Here is a 16,795-nt window from a genome sequence, read left to right on the forward strand (position 1 = left end):
CACTAAAATTTAATAATAATGAACGCATATATATTTCCGGGTCAAGGCGCACAATTCTCAGGAATGGGTTTAGACCTTTATGAAAACTCTGCACAAGCACAAGAACTTTTCGAAAAAGCCAATGATATTTTAGGTTTTAATATAACAGATATTATGTTCGAGGGTTCTGCAGACGATTTAAAACAAACCAAAGTTACACAACCTGCCATATTTTTACACTCGGTAATATTAGCAAAAACTCTTGGTGATAGCTTTAAACCAGACATGGTAGCAGGGCATTCACTTGGAGAATTTTCTGCACTTGTTGCCAATGGTACCTTAAATTTTGAGGATGGACTAAAATTAGTATCGCAACGTGCTATGGCCATGCAAAAAGCTTGCGAACTAAAGCCTAGCACCATGGCTGCTGTTTTAGGCTTAGAAGACCATGTTGTAGAAAACGTTTGTAATAATACAGATGGTGTTGTTGTTGCTGCGAACTATAATTGTCCGGGACAATTAGTTATTTCTGGAGAAATTGAAGCGATTAATACTGCTTGTGAAACCTTAAAGGAAGAAGGTGCTCGTCGTGCTTTAGTATTACCTGTTGGAGGCGCATTTCATTCGCCTTTAATGGAACCTGCCCGCGAAGAATTAGCAGCTGCCATAGAAAACACATCTTTCAATAAACCTAACTGCCCGATTTATCAGAATGTAACGGCTTCTGCTGTTACCGATGAAACTGCTATTAAAACTAATTTAATATCTCAATTAACTGCACCTGTTCGATGGACACAATCTGTTCAACAAATGATAGAAGATGGCGCTACTTTATTCACTGAAGTTGGCCCAGGTAAAGTTTTACAGGGCTTAGTTAAGAAAATAAATAGAGCTTCTGAAACAGCTTCTGCAACTTTTGAAGGAAATTTATAAATGAAGATGTCACGTCGTTCTATATTTATACTAGCAACCATCATTGGCACCATAGCCCTAGACCAAATAACTAAGGTTTGGGTCCGAGCTAACGTAGAACTATACACTGAAAAAAGACCTATTATTGGAGAATACTTCACCCTAATGAATGTTGAAAACAAAGGCGCATTCCTTGGCATGGGAAGTGAACTCAACACTACATTGAGAATCATTTTACTAATGATACTTCCTGTTGTTGTCTTAGGATTTGTACTGCGCTATGTGTTTAAAGATAAAAATTTAGATAATTGGTCACTTTTTGCGTTCTCTGCTATTATTGGTGGTGGTGTAGCCAATGTTTTTGATAGAATAGTATTCAAGAAAGTAACCGACTTTTGGTTTATAGATTTAGGAGACCCCTTTAAAACAGGGGTATTTAATGTAGCCGATGTGTTTGTGACCACCGGAATGATTATTCTCGTGTTTACCATTTTACTCAAGAAAAAACCTAAAAATATAGAAAAAGCCGATTAATAATTAATCGGCTTTTTCTATATTTTACTGAAGAGTATTTTACCTAAACACCTCTTACTTTTTTTTCCCAGTTCCAAGCTGAAAGCATAGCATCATCTAAAGTCAACTCGGTTTGCCAACCTAATTCTTCTTTTGCCTTTTTAGTATCGGCATAAGCAGAAATAACATCGCCTTCTCTTCTTCCTACTATTTTATAGTTTAACTTTTCACCTGATACCTTCTCGAAAGAATTCACAACTTCTAATACAGAACTACCTTTACCAGTACCCAAATTAAAAGTCTCGTAGTTATCTTTATTTGCTCCATTAAGTAATCTTTGTAAGGCAATTACATGAGCCTTTGCCAAATCTACCACATGAATATAGTCGCGTATACAAGTCCCATCTGGTGTAGGATAGTCGTCTCCAAAAACAGATAATTGCTCACGAATCCCAGCAGCGGTTTGGGTAATAAAGGGTACTAAATTCTGAGGAACACCAATTGGCAACTCTCCAATTTCAATAGATTTATGTGCACCAACCGGATTAAAGTAGCGTAAAGCAATTGCTTTTAAATTTGGTGTAATTTTACATATATCTTTAATTATCTCTTCCCCAATTTGCTTTGTGTTTCCATAAGGAGATTCAGCGGGTTTTACAGGAGCGTTTTCAGTAATTGGCATTTTATCTGCCTGTCCATAAACGGTACAGGAAGAGCTAAAAATAAAACTTGCCTCAGGCAAATTCTTCAACTCTTTTAATATATAAACCAGTGTACTTATATTGTTTTCGTAATACAATAATGGCTTTTCAACACTTTCACCTACTGCCTTACTAGCTGCAAAATGAATAACCCCTTTAAGGTCATTATGTCTTTTAAAGAAATCTTCAACTAGCTGTTTTTCCTTTAAATCAATTTTTTCAAAAATCGGTGTCTTACCTGTTATCGCAGTAATACCATCAAGGACATTTTCGGATGAATTCGATAAATCATCTATAATAACAACTTCAAAGCCTGCTTCTTGTAATTCTACAACGGTGTGTGAGCCAATAAACCCCAAACCACCTGTGACTAAAATTTTATCCATTTACAAATTTTAAAACGGTTGATGTAATATATTCTATTTGTTCATTATCAAGCTCGGTATGCATTGGTAATGAAATTACTTCTTTTACTAACCTATTGGTAACCTCAAAATCAGCTTCATTATATCTATCATCGGCGTAGGCTTTTTGTTTATGCAAAGGAATAGGGTAATAAACGCCACATGGTATTCCCTTCTCATTTAGGTGAGCAGCTAAAGCGTCTCGGTCAACAGCCTTTACTTTGAGTGTATACTGATGAAATACATGACAATCACAATTATCGCACATAACCTCACATGATTTTGAGATAATCGGTATAATTATCTTTTCATTCCCAGCAAAAGCAGCATTATACTTTTTTGCAGCATTTTGCCTCGCTTTATTGTAACTATCTAAGTTGGGCAATTTAGCATCTAATACAGCTGCTTGTATACTATCCAATCTTGAGTTTACCCCAACAACATCATGATGATATCTTACATACATACCATGATTTACAATACCTCTTACCGTTTTAGCCAATTCATCATTATTTGTGAAAATCGCACCACCATCTCCGTAGCAACCTAAGTTCTTGGAAGGAAAAAATGATGTAGCTCCAATATCTCCTATTGTTCCTGCTTTAACCTTTTTTCCATTTTCAAATGTATAATTAGCCCCAATAGCTTGTGCATTATCTTCTATTACGAATAGGTCATGTTCTTTTGCAATGTCCATAATTGCTTCCATATTTGCACATTGACCAAATAGATGAACAGGTACTATAGCCTTCGTTCTTGGTGTTATGGCATTTTTAACTGCCTGAATGTTTATATTGAAGTCGTCTTCATTAACATCGACCAAAACAGGAGTTAGGTTTAATAAAGCAATAACCTCAACAGTAGCAGCGAAAGTGAAATCTGCAGTTATAACCTCATCTCCTGGCTTTAGACCAAGACCCATCATGGCTATTTGTAAAGCATCGGTACCATTAGCACAGGGAATAACATGCTTTACACCTAGATACTCCTCTAAGTTTTTCTGAAATTCATGAACCTTGGGTCCATTAATAAATGCTGTGGTTTCAATAACTTCTTGTATGGAAGGATTTACAACGTCTTTTATACCGCTGTACTGACCTTTAAGGTCAACCATTTGAATTTTCTTCATCTTCAAAAATTAGAACTCCTGTTAATACAAATACAAACAGAAACGAGGAGCTTGCGTATCACGAAATTACAAAAATTAGAATAGCTAAACCAACGAATTTATTCAAAGAAATGTATTTTAGCAATAAACATTTAATATTGAGTTTTCTTTATAATATTGGCATAAGATTAGCAGGGTTTGGTTTAAAATGCCTTTCGCCTTTTAATGACAAAATCAACAAGGGCGTTACTGGAAGAAGAAAAACGTTTAAGAGTCTTAAAAGCAACCTAAATAGCGAACACAAAACACTTTGGTTTCATTGTGCTTCTTTGGGAGAATACGAACAGGGGTTACCTATTTTTAAAGAACTAAAAACACTTTGTTTTGATTATAAAATTGTCCTTAGCTTTTTTTCTCCCTCAGGTTTCGAAATACAAAAAGTCAACCCAATAACAGATATAGTAGTCTATCTTCCTTTAGACACAAAAAATAATGCTAAAAAGTTTCTAGATATTGTTAAACCTGAACTAACAGTTTTTGTCAAGTATGATATTTGGCCCAATTTACTAAACGAACTAAGAAAAAGGCAGCTCAGAGCCATTTTAGTTTCAGCCAGCTTCAGAAAAAACCAACCCTATTTTAAGTTTTATGGAAACACCTTAAAGAAAGCTTTGTTTTCTTTTGAACACATTTTTACTCAAAATGAATCTTCAAAACTATTACTAGAATCTATTAATTATAATAAAGTTAGTGTTTCTGGAGACACTCGTTTTGACCGTGTCACTGCACAATTAGACCAAGATAACACCTTAGGTTTTGTTGAAGAATTTAAAAATAATAGGCTATGTGTAGTTGCCGGGAGCACCTGGCCAGAAGGTGAGGCTTTTTTTGTTGACTATATTAACAACACAAAACATAATAACACAAAATTCATTATTGCTCCTCATAACATCAAGGCCAACCAAATTAACAACTTGAAAAGTAGAATAAACGTTCCTACAGTATTATTCTCTGAAAAAGAAAACAACAACAAACTCAAAGATGCTCAAGTACTTATAGTGGACACCATAGGTATTCTTTCTAAAATTTATAATTATGCTGATATTGCTTATGTTGGAGGTGCTTTAGGAAATACTGGCCTTCATAACACATTGGAACCAGCCGTTTTTGGTGTCCCGATAATTATTGGTGGCAATCACATGAAGTTCCCCGAAGCAAAGGCTATGCTTGATAAGGGCGGTATGTTTTCAATCCTCAACTTAAGCAGCTTTATTAGTATCCTTGACAAATTAATTGAGAATAGTGACTTTCGTAAAAAAAGCGGGTCTAAAAACTTAGAATATATTAAAGAAAATAAGGGAGCAACAATCCAGATTATGAACTATTTACGTAAATAGTATAAATTTTCATATTTCCTTTTTTATATTCAAGGAAAATCAAATTAATTAACACTAAAAATCAAGTCATGAGAAAATTAGTTTTAAGTTCAGTTTTTTTATTAACCCTTGCTGTAATGTTTACATCATGTAGGGATACAAAAAAGGCAGAAGAGACAAAAGATGCTGTTGAACAGGTCGTTGAAAAAGCAGGTAACGAAGCGAAAGAAGCAGCTGAGAAAGTTGAGGAAGTTGCTAAAGATGCTGCTGAAAAGGTAGAAGAGGTTGTAGAAGAGGCTGTAGATACAGCGGGCGATGCAGCTAAAGATGCCATTGATGCTGCTGGTGAAGCTGTAGACAACGCTGCTGATGCTGCTAAAAATAAAGTTAAAGAAGTAAGCGGACACTAAAACCACTTATTTATATTTAAAACAGAAAAGCAGCTCAATAAGCTGCTTTTCTGTTTTAAAAAAATCTCATAACAAAAAAAGCCTTACTCAATCGAGCAAGGCTTTTGTACTGAAGGCGGGACTTGAACCCGCACGGCCCAAGGGCCATTGGATTTTAAGTCCAACGTGTCTACCAATTCCACCACTTCAGCAACTTGGTATTTTGAACTTAAGAAAGTATCAGAGCGAAAGACGGGATTTGAACCCGCGACCCTCACCTTGGCAAGGTGATGCTCTACCCCTGAGCTACTTTCGCAGTCTTTTTTATGAACAACCAATCTTTCGATTGAGACCAAAACGAAATTATTTTACCGTTCTAGCGGGTGCAAATTTAAAATATTTCTAATAAATGCAAAGGGTTTTATTAAAATAAATGTAATTTATTTTAGGCACGTCTTTTTTTAACCAACATGCGTTTTATCTCATTGAGTTTCATTAGTGCCTCAACCGGTGTAAGTGTATCAATATCAGTATGTAAAATTTCTTCCTTGATGTTTTCTAGGAGCGGGTCATCTAAATTGAAAAAACTTAGTTGCATTTCGTTATTTAGAGATTTAACCTTATCAGTAAGCTCTTCACTAGAATGAGAATGCTCTAACTTCTTCAAGATTTTATTCGCCCGATGTAAAACCTGTTGTGGCATCCCTGCCATTTTAGCTACATGAATTCCGAAACTATGGGCACTTCCCCCTTCTACAAGCTTTCTTAAAAATAACACATTATCCTTTAACTCTTTTACCGAAACATTGAAATTCCTTATGCGTTCAAACGTTTCGGTCATTTCATTGAGTTCATGATAATGTGTAGCAAAAAGTGTTTTAGGTTTGGCTGGATGTTCGTGCAAATATTCACTAATAGCCCAAGCAATGGAAATACCGTCATAAGTACTAGTACCCCTCCCAATTTCATCTAACAGCACTAAACTTCTATCTGATATGTTATTAAGAATTGAAGCGGTTTCATTCATTTCTACCATAAAAGTCGACTCTCCCATAGAGATATTATCACTGGCCCCCACTCTGGTAAATATTTTATCAATAAGCCCGATTTTAGCAGAATCTGCAGGCACAAAACTTCCTATTTGAGCTAATAAAACAATTAAGGCCGTTTGTCTCAATATAGCGGACTTACCCGACATGTTGGGCCCAGTAATCATTATAATCTGCTGAGTCGTTCTGTCCAAAAAAACATCATTGGCAATATAAGCCTCGCCTATGGGTAATTGTTTTTCAATGACTGGATGCCTGCCGTTTTTAATATCTAGATCAAAAGACTCATCCAGTACAGGATATGTATATTTATGATCTTTAGCCAATTGAGCAAACCCACAAAGACAATCTAACTGACCTATTAAATGGGCATTCTGTTGAACAGCCTTTATATACTGACTCATCCAAACTACCAAGTCTGCAAACAACTCCTGCTCTAGAGCTTGAATCCTGTCTTCGGCACCAAGGATCTTGGCTTCATATTCTTTTAATTCTTCAGTAATATAACGCTCGGCATTAACTAAGGTCTGCTTTCTAATCCACTCCTCTGGTACTTTATCTTTATGAGTATTGCGAACTTCAATATAATACCCAAACACATTATTTGAAGCTATTTTTAATGAAGGAATACCAGTACGTTCACTTTCACGTTCTAGCATGTTATCTAGATAATCTTTTCCAGATTTAGAAAGCCCTCTAAGCTCATCTAGTTCTTTAGAAAACCCTTCAGCAATAGTATTCCCTTTTAAAACGTTAACGGGAGCATCTTCTTTAAGGGTTTCTTTTATTTTCTCTCTAAGTAAATCACAGCTTTGTAAATTATCGCCAATAGTTCTAAGCGATTCATTTTGGCAACTAATTGCCATTGCTTTGATAGGTACAATGGCATCTAATGAATTTTTTAATTGAATTACTTCTCTAGGATTCACTTTTGCAGTAGCAATTTTAGAAATAAGACGTTCTAAATCACCAATATGCTTGATATGATTTTGGATATTTTGAAGTGCCTCTGAGTTTTTAGTTAAAAAATCTACCACTTCATGACGAAGCCTAATTTTATCTAAACTCTTTAAAGGTAAAGCCAACCAACGTTTTAACATACGCCCTCCCATAGGAGAGATAGTCTTATCTATAACATTTAAAAGCGTAACTGCATTATTATTCGTAGAATGATAAAGTTCTAGATTTCTAATAGTAAATTTATCCATCCAAACATAATCATCTTCAGCAATTCTAGAAATAGAAGTGATATGCTGCAATTTATGGTGCTGTGTTTCTCCCAAATAGTGTAGAACCGACCCCGAAGCAATTATTCCTTCGTATAAATCTTCTACCCCAAATCCTTTAAGTGTTTTAGTATCGAAATGCTTGGTAAGTGTTTCATAGGCATAATCAGTTTGATACACCCAGTCTTCCAAGAAGAACGTATGAAAATCATCACCAAAAGTTTCATGGAAAAGATTACGCTTTTGTTTGGAAACCAAGACCTCGCTTGGGCTAAAATTTTGAAGTAATTTGTCAATATATTCAGCATTGCCCTGAGAGGTTAAAAACTCACCCGTAGAAATATCCAAAAAAGAAATACCGATATATTTTTTATCAAAATAAACCGAACACAAAAAATTATTGGACTTAGAAACCAACACTTCATCATTAAGAGCAACACCAGGAGTCACTAATTCCGTAACACCTCGCTTTACAATTTTCTTGGTTAATTTAGGGTCTTCCAACTGATCGCATATAGCAACACGCTCGCCTGCTTTAACAAGTTTAGGCAAATAGGTGTTTAGGGAATGATGAGGAAAACCAGCTAATTCTGTTTCGCTTTCGCTACCTGCGCCTCTCTTGGTTAAAATAATCCCTAAAATCCCTGCTGTTTTAACAGCATCTTGACCAAAGGTTTCGTAGAAATCACCAACTCTAAACAACAATAAAGCATCTGGGTACTTTGCCTTTATAGCATTGTACTGTTTCATTAATGGAGTTTCTTTCTTTGCCAAAAGTGTAGTAGATTTTATTTGATATTAAAAAGCTGCAAGCACGCTAATGTAAATATTATTTGTGCTTTTATAAACTCTAATAAGTACAAGTTATCTACAATTAAGAGGAGATTTTAACAAAAAAAGCCTCTAATTGTTATTAGAGGCTTTTACCGTTATTGAATTATAGTATTGCACTAATCTTGTGCAACTTTATCATTATTTATATTTCCAGGGTTATTTCTATACCAATCCACATTAGCTAAACCACCTGAAGCAGCCCAAATACCGAAGAAATTATAGGCTTCGATTATTGTTACACGTTCATTTGGAACCTTAAAATCGTAAGCAACGTTAATCCCCCAAGGCAAACCAGTTTCGGTTACATAATTCCCATCAGCATCTTTTATACCACCAATATCCGTACCTAAAGTTGTTCTGCTTTTAAAAGGTAAATGTATTTCTCTATCCCTTTCTTTATTCACAATTACAAAAGGATTAAATGGTACTGACCCCAAGCTATTTAAATTTATTGGCTGAGCCAGATTAATTGATACGGTAACTTCGTTTCCAAGCATGGATCTAGCATCATCGAAGATAACAAACACAGCATTGTTTTGCTCAGACTCGGTACCGTTGGCGTTTAAATTAATATACGCTTGCTTTAAATCCAAACCAGTAACACTCTCTATTTGCGCAGGTGATAATGATTCAATCTCTAAACCAAAACCATTGGTGAAACCAGCGCCAGTGGCCTTGACATTATATGTAAAGTCTATTTGAACGACATCATTGTCAGAATTTAAAATAGTTTTAAATCTATACCTAAGCGCAACATCATTAAAATCGTAATCACCTGTATGCGGCCATAAATCCTCGAAAGCAAAAGTACCCCAGCCGTTTTCACTTGGTGCAAAAACATCAAAGGCTTTTTCAGGGTCATCTGGGTAAGCATCATCGGTATCGGTAACGCCATCACCATCGGTATCAGGAGCTTGATTATCAGCTACTGGTTTTAAGATGGCTAAATCATCTATAGAATAGTTCAAACTACTGCTATTGTTTGCTGATGAACCATATTCATATTGCCAGTCACCAGTTTGCAAGTTCATGGTCATTATGTTAGAACTAAAAAACTTATCCTCGGCTAACCAAAGCTTACCGGAAGAGTCAAAAGCCATACCTGTTAACCAAAATGGTATTGTTTCATTACTTAATTCGGTACTATCATATTCATTATTCTGATTTAAATCTAAGCGATGTACTCCAGAAATAGAGGACATATATAACACTCCTTCAGAATCGAAAGCTATATCTCCAAACCAAGGAATAAAAATTCCGTTGATGGTTCTTGTTTCTGTAACAACCCCGCTATTAGGGTCTATTAAATGCACTTGATTTCTATCTGACATGTACAGGAGTTCGTCATCTGAGTTAAAGTCCATACGATATCCTCGCACACCTAAGTTCGCTATATTTTCCCAAGAATTATTCTCTATAGAATATTTCATTAAAATATACGGCCAACTTCTGCCAACAGCGTACAATACTTTTTCCTCCTGATCTATAGCACAAGAATTACTACCTGCTGGCATATATGAAAGCAATGCTGATGCGCCCGTTGAAACATCTATTTGAAATAATTCGCCGTTACCATTAACACTATAGAAAAGATCTGCAGCATTGTTCTTAAGAGCACTTTTACCTGTTGAACCAGAACTAAAAAAGTTTACCTGACCATTGTTTATATCTACTATATCTGATGAGTAACGTAAATAATCTTTTCTTCTTAAATAAAGTTTGCTAAAATGACTAGGTATCGTAATGGTTTTGTCAATTCTTCCACCTTTTGTAACCCCATTGAAAATGAGCTTATCTAAAATCCCGTTTTTAAAGACTGAGTCTGTGACAGTTTCACCCTCTTCGTTTTCGAAAGTTTCCACCCTAACAAATTGTTTCTCGTCCGAATAGGCATAGATATCATATTTAACATTATCCTGAACATCGTTAATCACCACTCTTACTTCTTGCTGAGTGTTAAAACTAAATCCTGTTGGAATATTTAGGTTATCTATGGGGTCTTCTGATACCGGAGTTTCAGTATCTTGACTTTCTTCAGTTCTAAAGTCTTCAATTTCTTGTGTTACATCACATGAGCTTAGTAGTACAAAAACCAAACACACTGCTATTAACTTGGGGACAATTAATTTCATTGTTGAGAGTATTTTTAGCAAATAAACGTCGAAATTTGCATTTCGTCGGTTTTTTAAGATAAAATTCTCTCAAATAATTTTTATTTTTTCGATGAACGGTTAAAAAAAGAAGAAAAAACCTATTTAATAAAAGATGTTTTCTTTCACTAGTTTTTAATTTTGTCTAAATTCCTGTGTCCTGGGTTGTCTTTATACCAATCTGCTTTACTAGCTCCACCAGATGTTGCCCATTGATTAAAATAGTTATAAGCTTCATTAACTCTTATACCTTCTTTTGGAACCTTAAAGTCATGTACAACATTTATGGCCCAAGGCAATCCTGTATCCGATAGATAATTACCATCAGCATCTTTAGGAAATCCGCCTTGAACTTGTATAAGGTTATCTCCTAATGAAGTAGGGTTTTTTGTTGGTAAATGTACTTCTTTCGCTCTCTCAGCATTTACGATTATAAAAGGATTGAATGGAGCAACACCAAGCACATTAGTACTTATTGGTTGAGTAAACTTTATAGAAACAGTAGTTTCTTGCCCTACCATCGCATGTACATTATCGAAAGGTATAATTACAGCATTATCTTGTCCGCTTTCTGTTCCATTAGCACTAATATTTATATAGCCTTCATTAAGAACTGCTCCAGTTACACTCTCAACCAGCGAAGGCGAAAGATTTTCTATTTCGAATCCAAAACCATTCTTAAAACCAGCACCATTAGCTTTAACTGTATAAATAAAATCTAATTGAACAGCTAAATTTTGAGCATTTAAAATAGCAATACATTTATAGTTCAATGCCACATCATTGAAATCATAATCTCCGGTATACGGCCATAAATCCTCAAAGGCTAAAGTTCCCCATCCATACTTACTTGGCGTAAAGACTTCGAACGCTTTTTCAGAGTCGTTAGGAAATTCATCTTCAACATCAATAATCCCATCGTTATCTGTATCGGTCTGGTCTATCACATCAGAATACACTCTAAAGGTGGTTAAGTCGTTAATCGTTCTTCCAAAATTTGAATTATTGTTGGCTCCAGCACCCCAATTAATTTGCCATCCTCCGGTAACGGTATCCATTACAATTAAATCTGAACTACCGCCGTTACTTGCTAACCATAATTCTTGATTTGAATCGAAGGTCATCGAAGTCGGGTTAAATGGTAAATTATCTGCACTAATACGAGATGCCTGATACACATTGTTTTGATCTAACTCTAAACTATAAAGTCCAGAAAACGAACATAAATATAATGTTCCATCTTCTGCAAAAGCTAAATCTCCTCCAGCAGTTAAGTGCAACCCATTAATATCCCATGTATTTACTGTTTGTCCTGTATCTGTATTTATCGTGTAAAGTTTGTCTCCAGTTGAAAAATAAAGCAATCCATCGTTAGGATTAAAATCTAACCTAGGACCACCATTACGATAATTGGCTACGGTTTCCCAAGTATTGTCCTCTATTGAATATTTCATTAAAGGGTGAGGATTACTTCTACCTATAGAATAAAGCACTTTATTTTCCTGATCTATGGCACAGGTATAACTTCCCATTGGCATATCGGATAAGTAAACCAAACTACCCGTAAGCGGGTCTACCTGAAATAATTCTGCAGAACCATTTACACAGTATAGATAATCTGTAACACCTGCTGTTTGGTTTTTTCCATATAGTGAATTTTTACCTGATATATCCGTATAATTAAAATTAACTTCGTTATTGTAAACACTTTCAATTGAAGCTGAATACTTATAACCTTCTTTTCTTCTTATGTAAAGTTTATTAAAATGATTTGGCAAACTAATTATCTGACTGAGTTTGCCATTATTAATAGCTCCTGTAAAAATTAGATTATCTAAAACACCCGATTTAAAAACCGAATCTGTAACAGTAACACCCTCTTCATTTTCATAAGTCTCTATTCCAGCGAAATATTTTTCATCAGAATAAGCAAACACATCGTACTTCACAAAATTCTCATTATCGTTAATTGTGACAAGAACTTCTTTGTGCGTTCTAAAGTCGAAGCCCTCGGGAATATCCAAAAACTCTATTTCCCTATCTTCTACTTCTACTTCAAAATTTTCAATATCCTTTGTAACATCACATGAAAATACTACAACAAAAAAAGAGAGAAAAATAGCAATACGATTTAGAAAAATTCGTTTCATGGGGCTGAAATTAAGATTAACAATTATAGCTTTTGTACTACAAATTAACCAAATATACTCAAATAAATGAATAAAAACTTACAAAATAGCGTTTTTATGTCGCTTAAAAGCTATTTAGTATCGACGAAATACATTTTTATGCTTTTGAAGTGCTAAGCCTCTATGAAAACAAAAACTTTGTATTTCTTTGCATAATCTACTGCCATTATGAGAAAATTAAGAAATAGTGAATTAAACAGATTAAGCATAGAAGAATTTAAAACTAGCAGAAAGATTCCTCTAATAATTATTCTGGACAATATTAGAAGTTTGAATAATATCGGTTCGGTATTTAGAACAAGTGACGCCTTTTTAGTTAAAAAAATCTATCTCTGTGGCATAACAGCTACACCTCCTCACAAAGATATTCATAAAACAGCTTTGGGGAGCACAGAATCTGTGGATTGGGAATATGTAAAAGACACCTATACCCTTGTTGAAAAACTAAAATCTGACGGCACAAAGGTATGTGCTATTGAGCAAGCAGAAAACGCTACCATGCTCAATGATTTCCTTCCTACAACCAACACAACCTACGCTTTAATATTTGGTAATGAGGTAAAAGGGGTACAGCAAAATGTTGTTTCAGCTTGTAATAGTGTTATTGAAATTCCTCAATTTGGAACCAAACACTCCTTAAATATCTCTGTTAGTTGCGGTGTTGTGGTTTGGGATTTCTTTTGTAAAATAACAGATGAGCTTAGCTAGTGGTAAAAAAGTGTAAAAAACCTTGGCCAACTAAAGATGCTATGAGTCAAATCTATGAAAAGCATCTTTGGGGCGGTAAAGACCATGACTTTTATTCAGGATACGGTTCTCACGACTCAGCTATTGTTGAGCCTTACGTTAATAAAGTAAGTGAGTTTTTAAAATCTTTCGATACCCCGCTAACCGTTTGCGATTTGGGGTGTGGTGATTTTAATGTAGGTCATCGTCTGATTAAATATTCTAAAAAATACATTGCTATAGATATCGTGGACTCTCTAGTTACACGAAATAAACAATTGTTTAATAACCCAAAACTTGAGTTTCTTTGCCTGGACATTTCAAAAGATAATCTCCCTGAGGCAGACTGCATTATTTTAAGGCAAGTATTACAGCATTTATCCAACAACGAAATACATAAAATCGTAAAGAAACTTAAAACTTATAAATATGTTATCGTTACTGAACATATTCCTAATGAAACTTTCATCCCAAATAAGGATATCATTTCAGGACAAGGTATAAGACTGAAGCAAAACAGTGGTATAAATTTAACAGAGGCTCCTTTTTATTTCAAAATTAAAGCCATCAAGATACTTGATGACTTTGTTTTGAAAAATAATTTAGGTCGAATTGTTACCTGTTTATACTTACAATTTTGAACAGCATCTATTTAACAGTGTAAATAACTGATTATAATTTCTATTTGGTAATCTATATTCTAAACATTGCAGCCGTAGGTTCAAGCCCTAAATAAGCCATTCCCGCTTGATTCATCCAATGTGGCTGTATAATTCCATGTTGAAGAACCGCATGTAAATCTCGATTTGCTCTTTCAATTGGAGATTGGGTATATAGAGCAGCAGTACCAGCCACAGAAAAGACGTTAGATAATGTAGCCTTAGCCGTAGTAGCTGCCTTGTAGGATGAAGACCAAACATCAGCAAGCTGTTTATCGCTGTATTGTTCTTTATTAAGAGAGAGTTCCCATATTTTATTAACAGAACCGTGCAACTGATTTCTAGCGGCTGCCAAAGCAGATACTCCATCTGCAACAGCAGCTTGAACAGTAGCACGATCTCTTAAATCTGGATTTTTTCCTGGAGTAACTCTTTCGTACCCCATTTTAATTAAATCATTAAGACCTGATTGTGCTAAACCTAGCGCTATAGACGCATTACCGGCAGCGTTAATACAGCCTATTGGTAATCTACTGTACGCATTATCAATCGCTACGGGCGAGTCAAAATCAACAGCAAACCTTTTCTCAACAAATAAATCTTTGACTTTTACATTGTGACTCCCAGTACCTCTCAAGGCTTGTACGTTCCATGTATCAATGATTTCAATTTTTTCTTTAGAAATAAAGAAAAGTCTCATTTCCACTCCTCTACTGGACTTTTTTGGCACTCCATCTTGCGTAACAATACAACGTAAAGCCAACCAGCTAGATAACTCACAACCTGACACAAGTGTCCATTCACCATTCATTATATATCCATCTGTTGTTTCCTCAGCAAAACCTTCAGGGCGAGCTGAATTTGCATAAACATGGTTCGGATTACTGTACACTTCGTTCATGGTACTTTCATCTAAAAAACGTCCAAAAGTACAAGCCAGATGATTATTCCAAGTAAGCCAACCTGCAGAACCTTCTGCACTAGCTAAAACCTCGAATGTTTTTAATACTTCAACAGGATTATCTTCCCACCCTCCTAGGTGTTTGGGCAAACCCATTCTAAAAAGTTTTTTGGAAACAATTTTATCGACTACATCAGAAGCTAGTTTTCTAGATTTCTCTGTTTCATCTCTGTTAGAAATAGCAATTGGACATATCTCTTTAGCCTCTACTGAAGGCAAGGTTTCTGTTAAAAGTGATTTGGAAGACATAAATTTGATATTAGTAGATTTTTAATATTTTAATAATACCCAGTTTATTTAATCATATTAGTAGATTGTTGTGGGTATAACAAAATTAAATTTTTAAAATTAAAACGAATGATATTTTTGGCTCAAATACCAAAATACAAGTTAATTAACCTTTGGAACTAAATTATTTAAAAACCTACATTTTAGGTGTTTAGTAAAAAACTTAGATGTATTTAAAATATTCACTTACACACATATCTCATTTAACAACCACAAATAGTCTTCTCTACATTTCACGAAATCTTTATCTGAAATATCAATGATTTTCACATTAAAATCTGGTTGAGATTTCAAAAAACTTAAATAACCACTATTTATTTTTTCTAGATAGGAATCCTCTATATCCTGCTCAAAGTCTCTACCTCTATTTTTTATATTTTCTTGTAAGCGCACAGTATTTTGATAAAGATATATGTACAGTTCGGGTTTCGAAATATCCTTATACATTAAATGGAACAACTTGCGGTAAAGCTTGAACTCATCTTCTTGTAAGGTTATTTTAGAGAAGATAAGCGACTTAAAAACATCATAATCGCTAATTATAAAATCCTTAAATAAATCCAATTGGGATAAATCATCTGAAATCTGCTGATACCTATCAGCTAAAAAAGACATTTCTAACGGGAAAGCATATCTAGAGGCATCTTTATAAAACTTTGGTAAAAATGGGTTGTCGGCAAAACGTTCTAAAATAAGTTTAGCATTAAAATCTTGAGAAATCATGGTAGCTAAACTCGTTTTCCCTGCACCTATATTTCCTTCTATTGCAATGTAATTGTACCTTGAGAAATTAAAAGACTTTCGCGGGTTTTTCAACCAAATTTTTATGGGCTCTAAAACCGATTTATCTTCAGACTCATCCAATAACTCAGATACCGTCTTACCTATCTTTGGATGTTTTATGTTTGCCCCTATATCGTTAAGTGGCAGTAAAACAAATCTTCTTTTTTCTATTTCAGGGTGAGGTACTTTTAGTGTTTTGGTATTAATTATTTCATTTCCAGCAAAAAGGACATCCAAATCGATTGTTCGTGCTTCATACCCTGTACCTTCACTCCTGGAACGCCCAAGGTCCTTTTCAATTTTCAATAAAGTTTTTAAAACTTCTTGAGGCTTCAAGTAACTATCTAAAACCAAACAAGCGTTTAAAAAATCATCACCCTCAAAACCAAAGGCAGGGGATTTATAAACTTTCGAAATCAGCTTAATGTTTCCAACTTCGGCATATATGGCATTTACCGCTAACTGTAAGTTCTGGATCTTGTCCCCCTTGTTGCTACCCAACGCAATGTAAAAAGTAGTTGCTTGCACCATAGAACAGCCAAAATAAG

13 protein-coding genes and 2 tRNA genes are annotated in these 16,795 nt (G+C 34.8%); 6 read left to right on the forward strand and 9 right to left on the reverse strand.

What is annotated here, in order from left to right; translation table 11 throughout:
* Nucleotides 1-18: 18 nt before the first annotated feature.
* Together fabD and lspA are read left to right on the forward strand one after the other, a co-directional pair.
* Nucleotides 19-912, forward strand: coding sequence for an ACP S-malonyltransferase (gene fabD / locus M0214_RS04055; RefSeq protein WP_248724193.1), 894 nt, complete (start codon nt 19-21; stop codon nt 910-912).
* Nucleotides 913-1,425, forward strand: a complete 513-nt coding sequence (gene lspA, locus M0214_RS04060; protein ID WP_248724194.1) for a signal peptidase II — start codon at nt 913-915, stop codon at nt 1,423-1,425.
* Nucleotides 1,426-1,468: 43 nt separating this feature from the next.
* Here lspA and galE read toward each other — a convergent pair whose 3' ends face one another.
* The gene (gene galE, locus M0214_RS04065) at nt 1,469-2,491 is read right to left on the reverse strand and encodes a UDP-glucose 4-epimerase GalE (protein WP_248724195.1); all 1,023 of its coding nucleotides are present in this window, start codon (nt 2,489-2,491) and stop codon (nt 1,469-1,471) included.
* A complete protein-coding gene (locus tag M0214_RS04070) occupies nt 2,484-3,638 on the reverse strand; it encodes a DegT/DnrJ/EryC1/StrS aminotransferase family protein (protein WP_248724196.1) in 1,155 nt (384 codons plus the stop codon). The genes galE and M0214_RS04070 overlap by 8 nt, the downstream gene beginning before the upstream one ends.
* Nucleotides 3,639-3,775: 137 nt before the next feature.
* Between M0214_RS04070 and M0214_RS04075 the strand changes: the two genes are divergently transcribed.
* Together M0214_RS04075 and M0214_RS04080 are read left to right on the forward strand one after the other, a co-directional pair.
* Nucleotides 3,776-5,014: a 3-deoxy-D-manno-octulosonic acid transferase gene (locus M0214_RS04075; protein WP_248724197.1), complete on the forward strand. Its 1,239-nt coding sequence runs from the start codon at nt 3,776-3,778 to the stop codon at nt 5,012-5,014.
* Nucleotides 5,015-5,082: 68 nt separating this feature from the next.
* Entirely contained in the window at nt 5,083-5,403 is a 321-nt protein-coding gene (locus M0214_RS04080) for a hypothetical protein (protein WP_248724198.1), read from the forward strand.
* A 107-nt stretch (nt 5,404-5,510) separates the two neighbouring features.
* On the opposite strand, the gene M0214_RS04085 is transcribed toward M0214_RS04080, so the two are convergent.
* From M0214_RS04085 to M0214_RS04105, 5 genes are all read right to left on the reverse strand, one after another.
* Nucleotides 5,511-5,594, reverse strand: a tRNA-Leu gene (locus tag M0214_RS04085).
* 32 nt (nt 5,595-5,626) lie between these two features.
* Nucleotides 5,627-5,698, reverse strand: a tRNA-Gly gene (locus M0214_RS04090).
* A gap of 129 nt (nt 5,699-5,827) precedes the next feature.
* The gene (gene mutS, locus M0214_RS04095) at nt 5,828-8,407 is read right to left on the reverse strand and encodes a DNA mismatch repair protein MutS (protein ID WP_248724928.1); all 2,580 of its coding nucleotides are present in this window, start codon (nt 8,405-8,407) and stop codon (nt 5,828-5,830) included.
* A 200-nt stretch (nt 8,408-8,607) separates the two neighbouring features.
* Complete coding sequence (locus tag M0214_RS04100; protein WP_248724199.1) at nt 8,608-10,623, reverse strand: LruC domain-containing protein; 2,016 nt, start codon at nt 10,621-10,623, stop codon at nt 8,608-8,610.
* Between the two features lie 146 nt (nt 10,624-10,769).
* The gene (locus tag M0214_RS04105; protein ID WP_248724200.1) at nt 10,770-12,791 is read right to left on the reverse strand and encodes an LruC domain-containing protein; all 2,022 of its coding nucleotides are present in this window, start codon (nt 12,789-12,791) and stop codon (nt 10,770-10,772) included.
* A gap of 207 nt (nt 12,792-12,998) precedes the next feature.
* Here M0214_RS04105 and M0214_RS04110 point away from each other — a divergent pair, with 207 nt between their 5' ends.
* The gene (locus tag M0214_RS04110) at nt 12,999-13,538 is read left to right on the forward strand and encodes an RNA methyltransferase (protein WP_248724201.1); all 540 of its coding nucleotides are present in this window, start codon (nt 12,999-13,001) and stop codon (nt 13,536-13,538) included.
* A gap of 41 nt (nt 13,539-13,579) precedes the next feature.
* The gene (locus M0214_RS04115) at nt 13,580-14,197 is read left to right on the forward strand and encodes a bifunctional 2-polyprenyl-6-hydroxyphenol methylase/3-demethylubiquinol 3-O-methyltransferase UbiG (RefSeq protein ID WP_248724202.1); all 618 of its coding nucleotides are present in this window, start codon (nt 13,580-13,582) and stop codon (nt 14,195-14,197) included.
* A 52-nt stretch (nt 14,198-14,249) separates the two neighbouring features.
* On the opposite strand, the gene M0214_RS04120 is transcribed toward M0214_RS04115, so the two are convergent.
* Both M0214_RS04120 and folK read right to left on the reverse strand, forming a co-directional pair.
* Complete coding sequence (locus M0214_RS04120; protein ID WP_248724203.1) at nt 14,250-15,425, reverse strand: hypothetical protein; 1,176 nt, start codon at nt 15,423-15,425, stop codon at nt 14,250-14,252.
* A 225-nt stretch (nt 15,426-15,650) separates the two neighbouring features.
* Nucleotides 15,651-16,778, reverse strand: coding sequence for a 2-amino-4-hydroxy-6-hydroxymethyldihydropteridine diphosphokinase (gene folK, locus M0214_RS04125; RefSeq protein ID WP_248724204.1), 1,128 nt, complete (start codon nt 16,776-16,778; stop codon nt 15,651-15,653).
* Nucleotides 16,779-16,795: the final 17 nt, after the last annotated feature.

It is taken from the genome of Seonamhaeicola sp. ML3 (assembly GCF_023273855.1).
In the GTDB taxonomy this organism is placed as follows: Bacteria; Bacteroidota; Bacteroidia; order Flavobacteriales; family Flavobacteriaceae; genus Seonamhaeicola.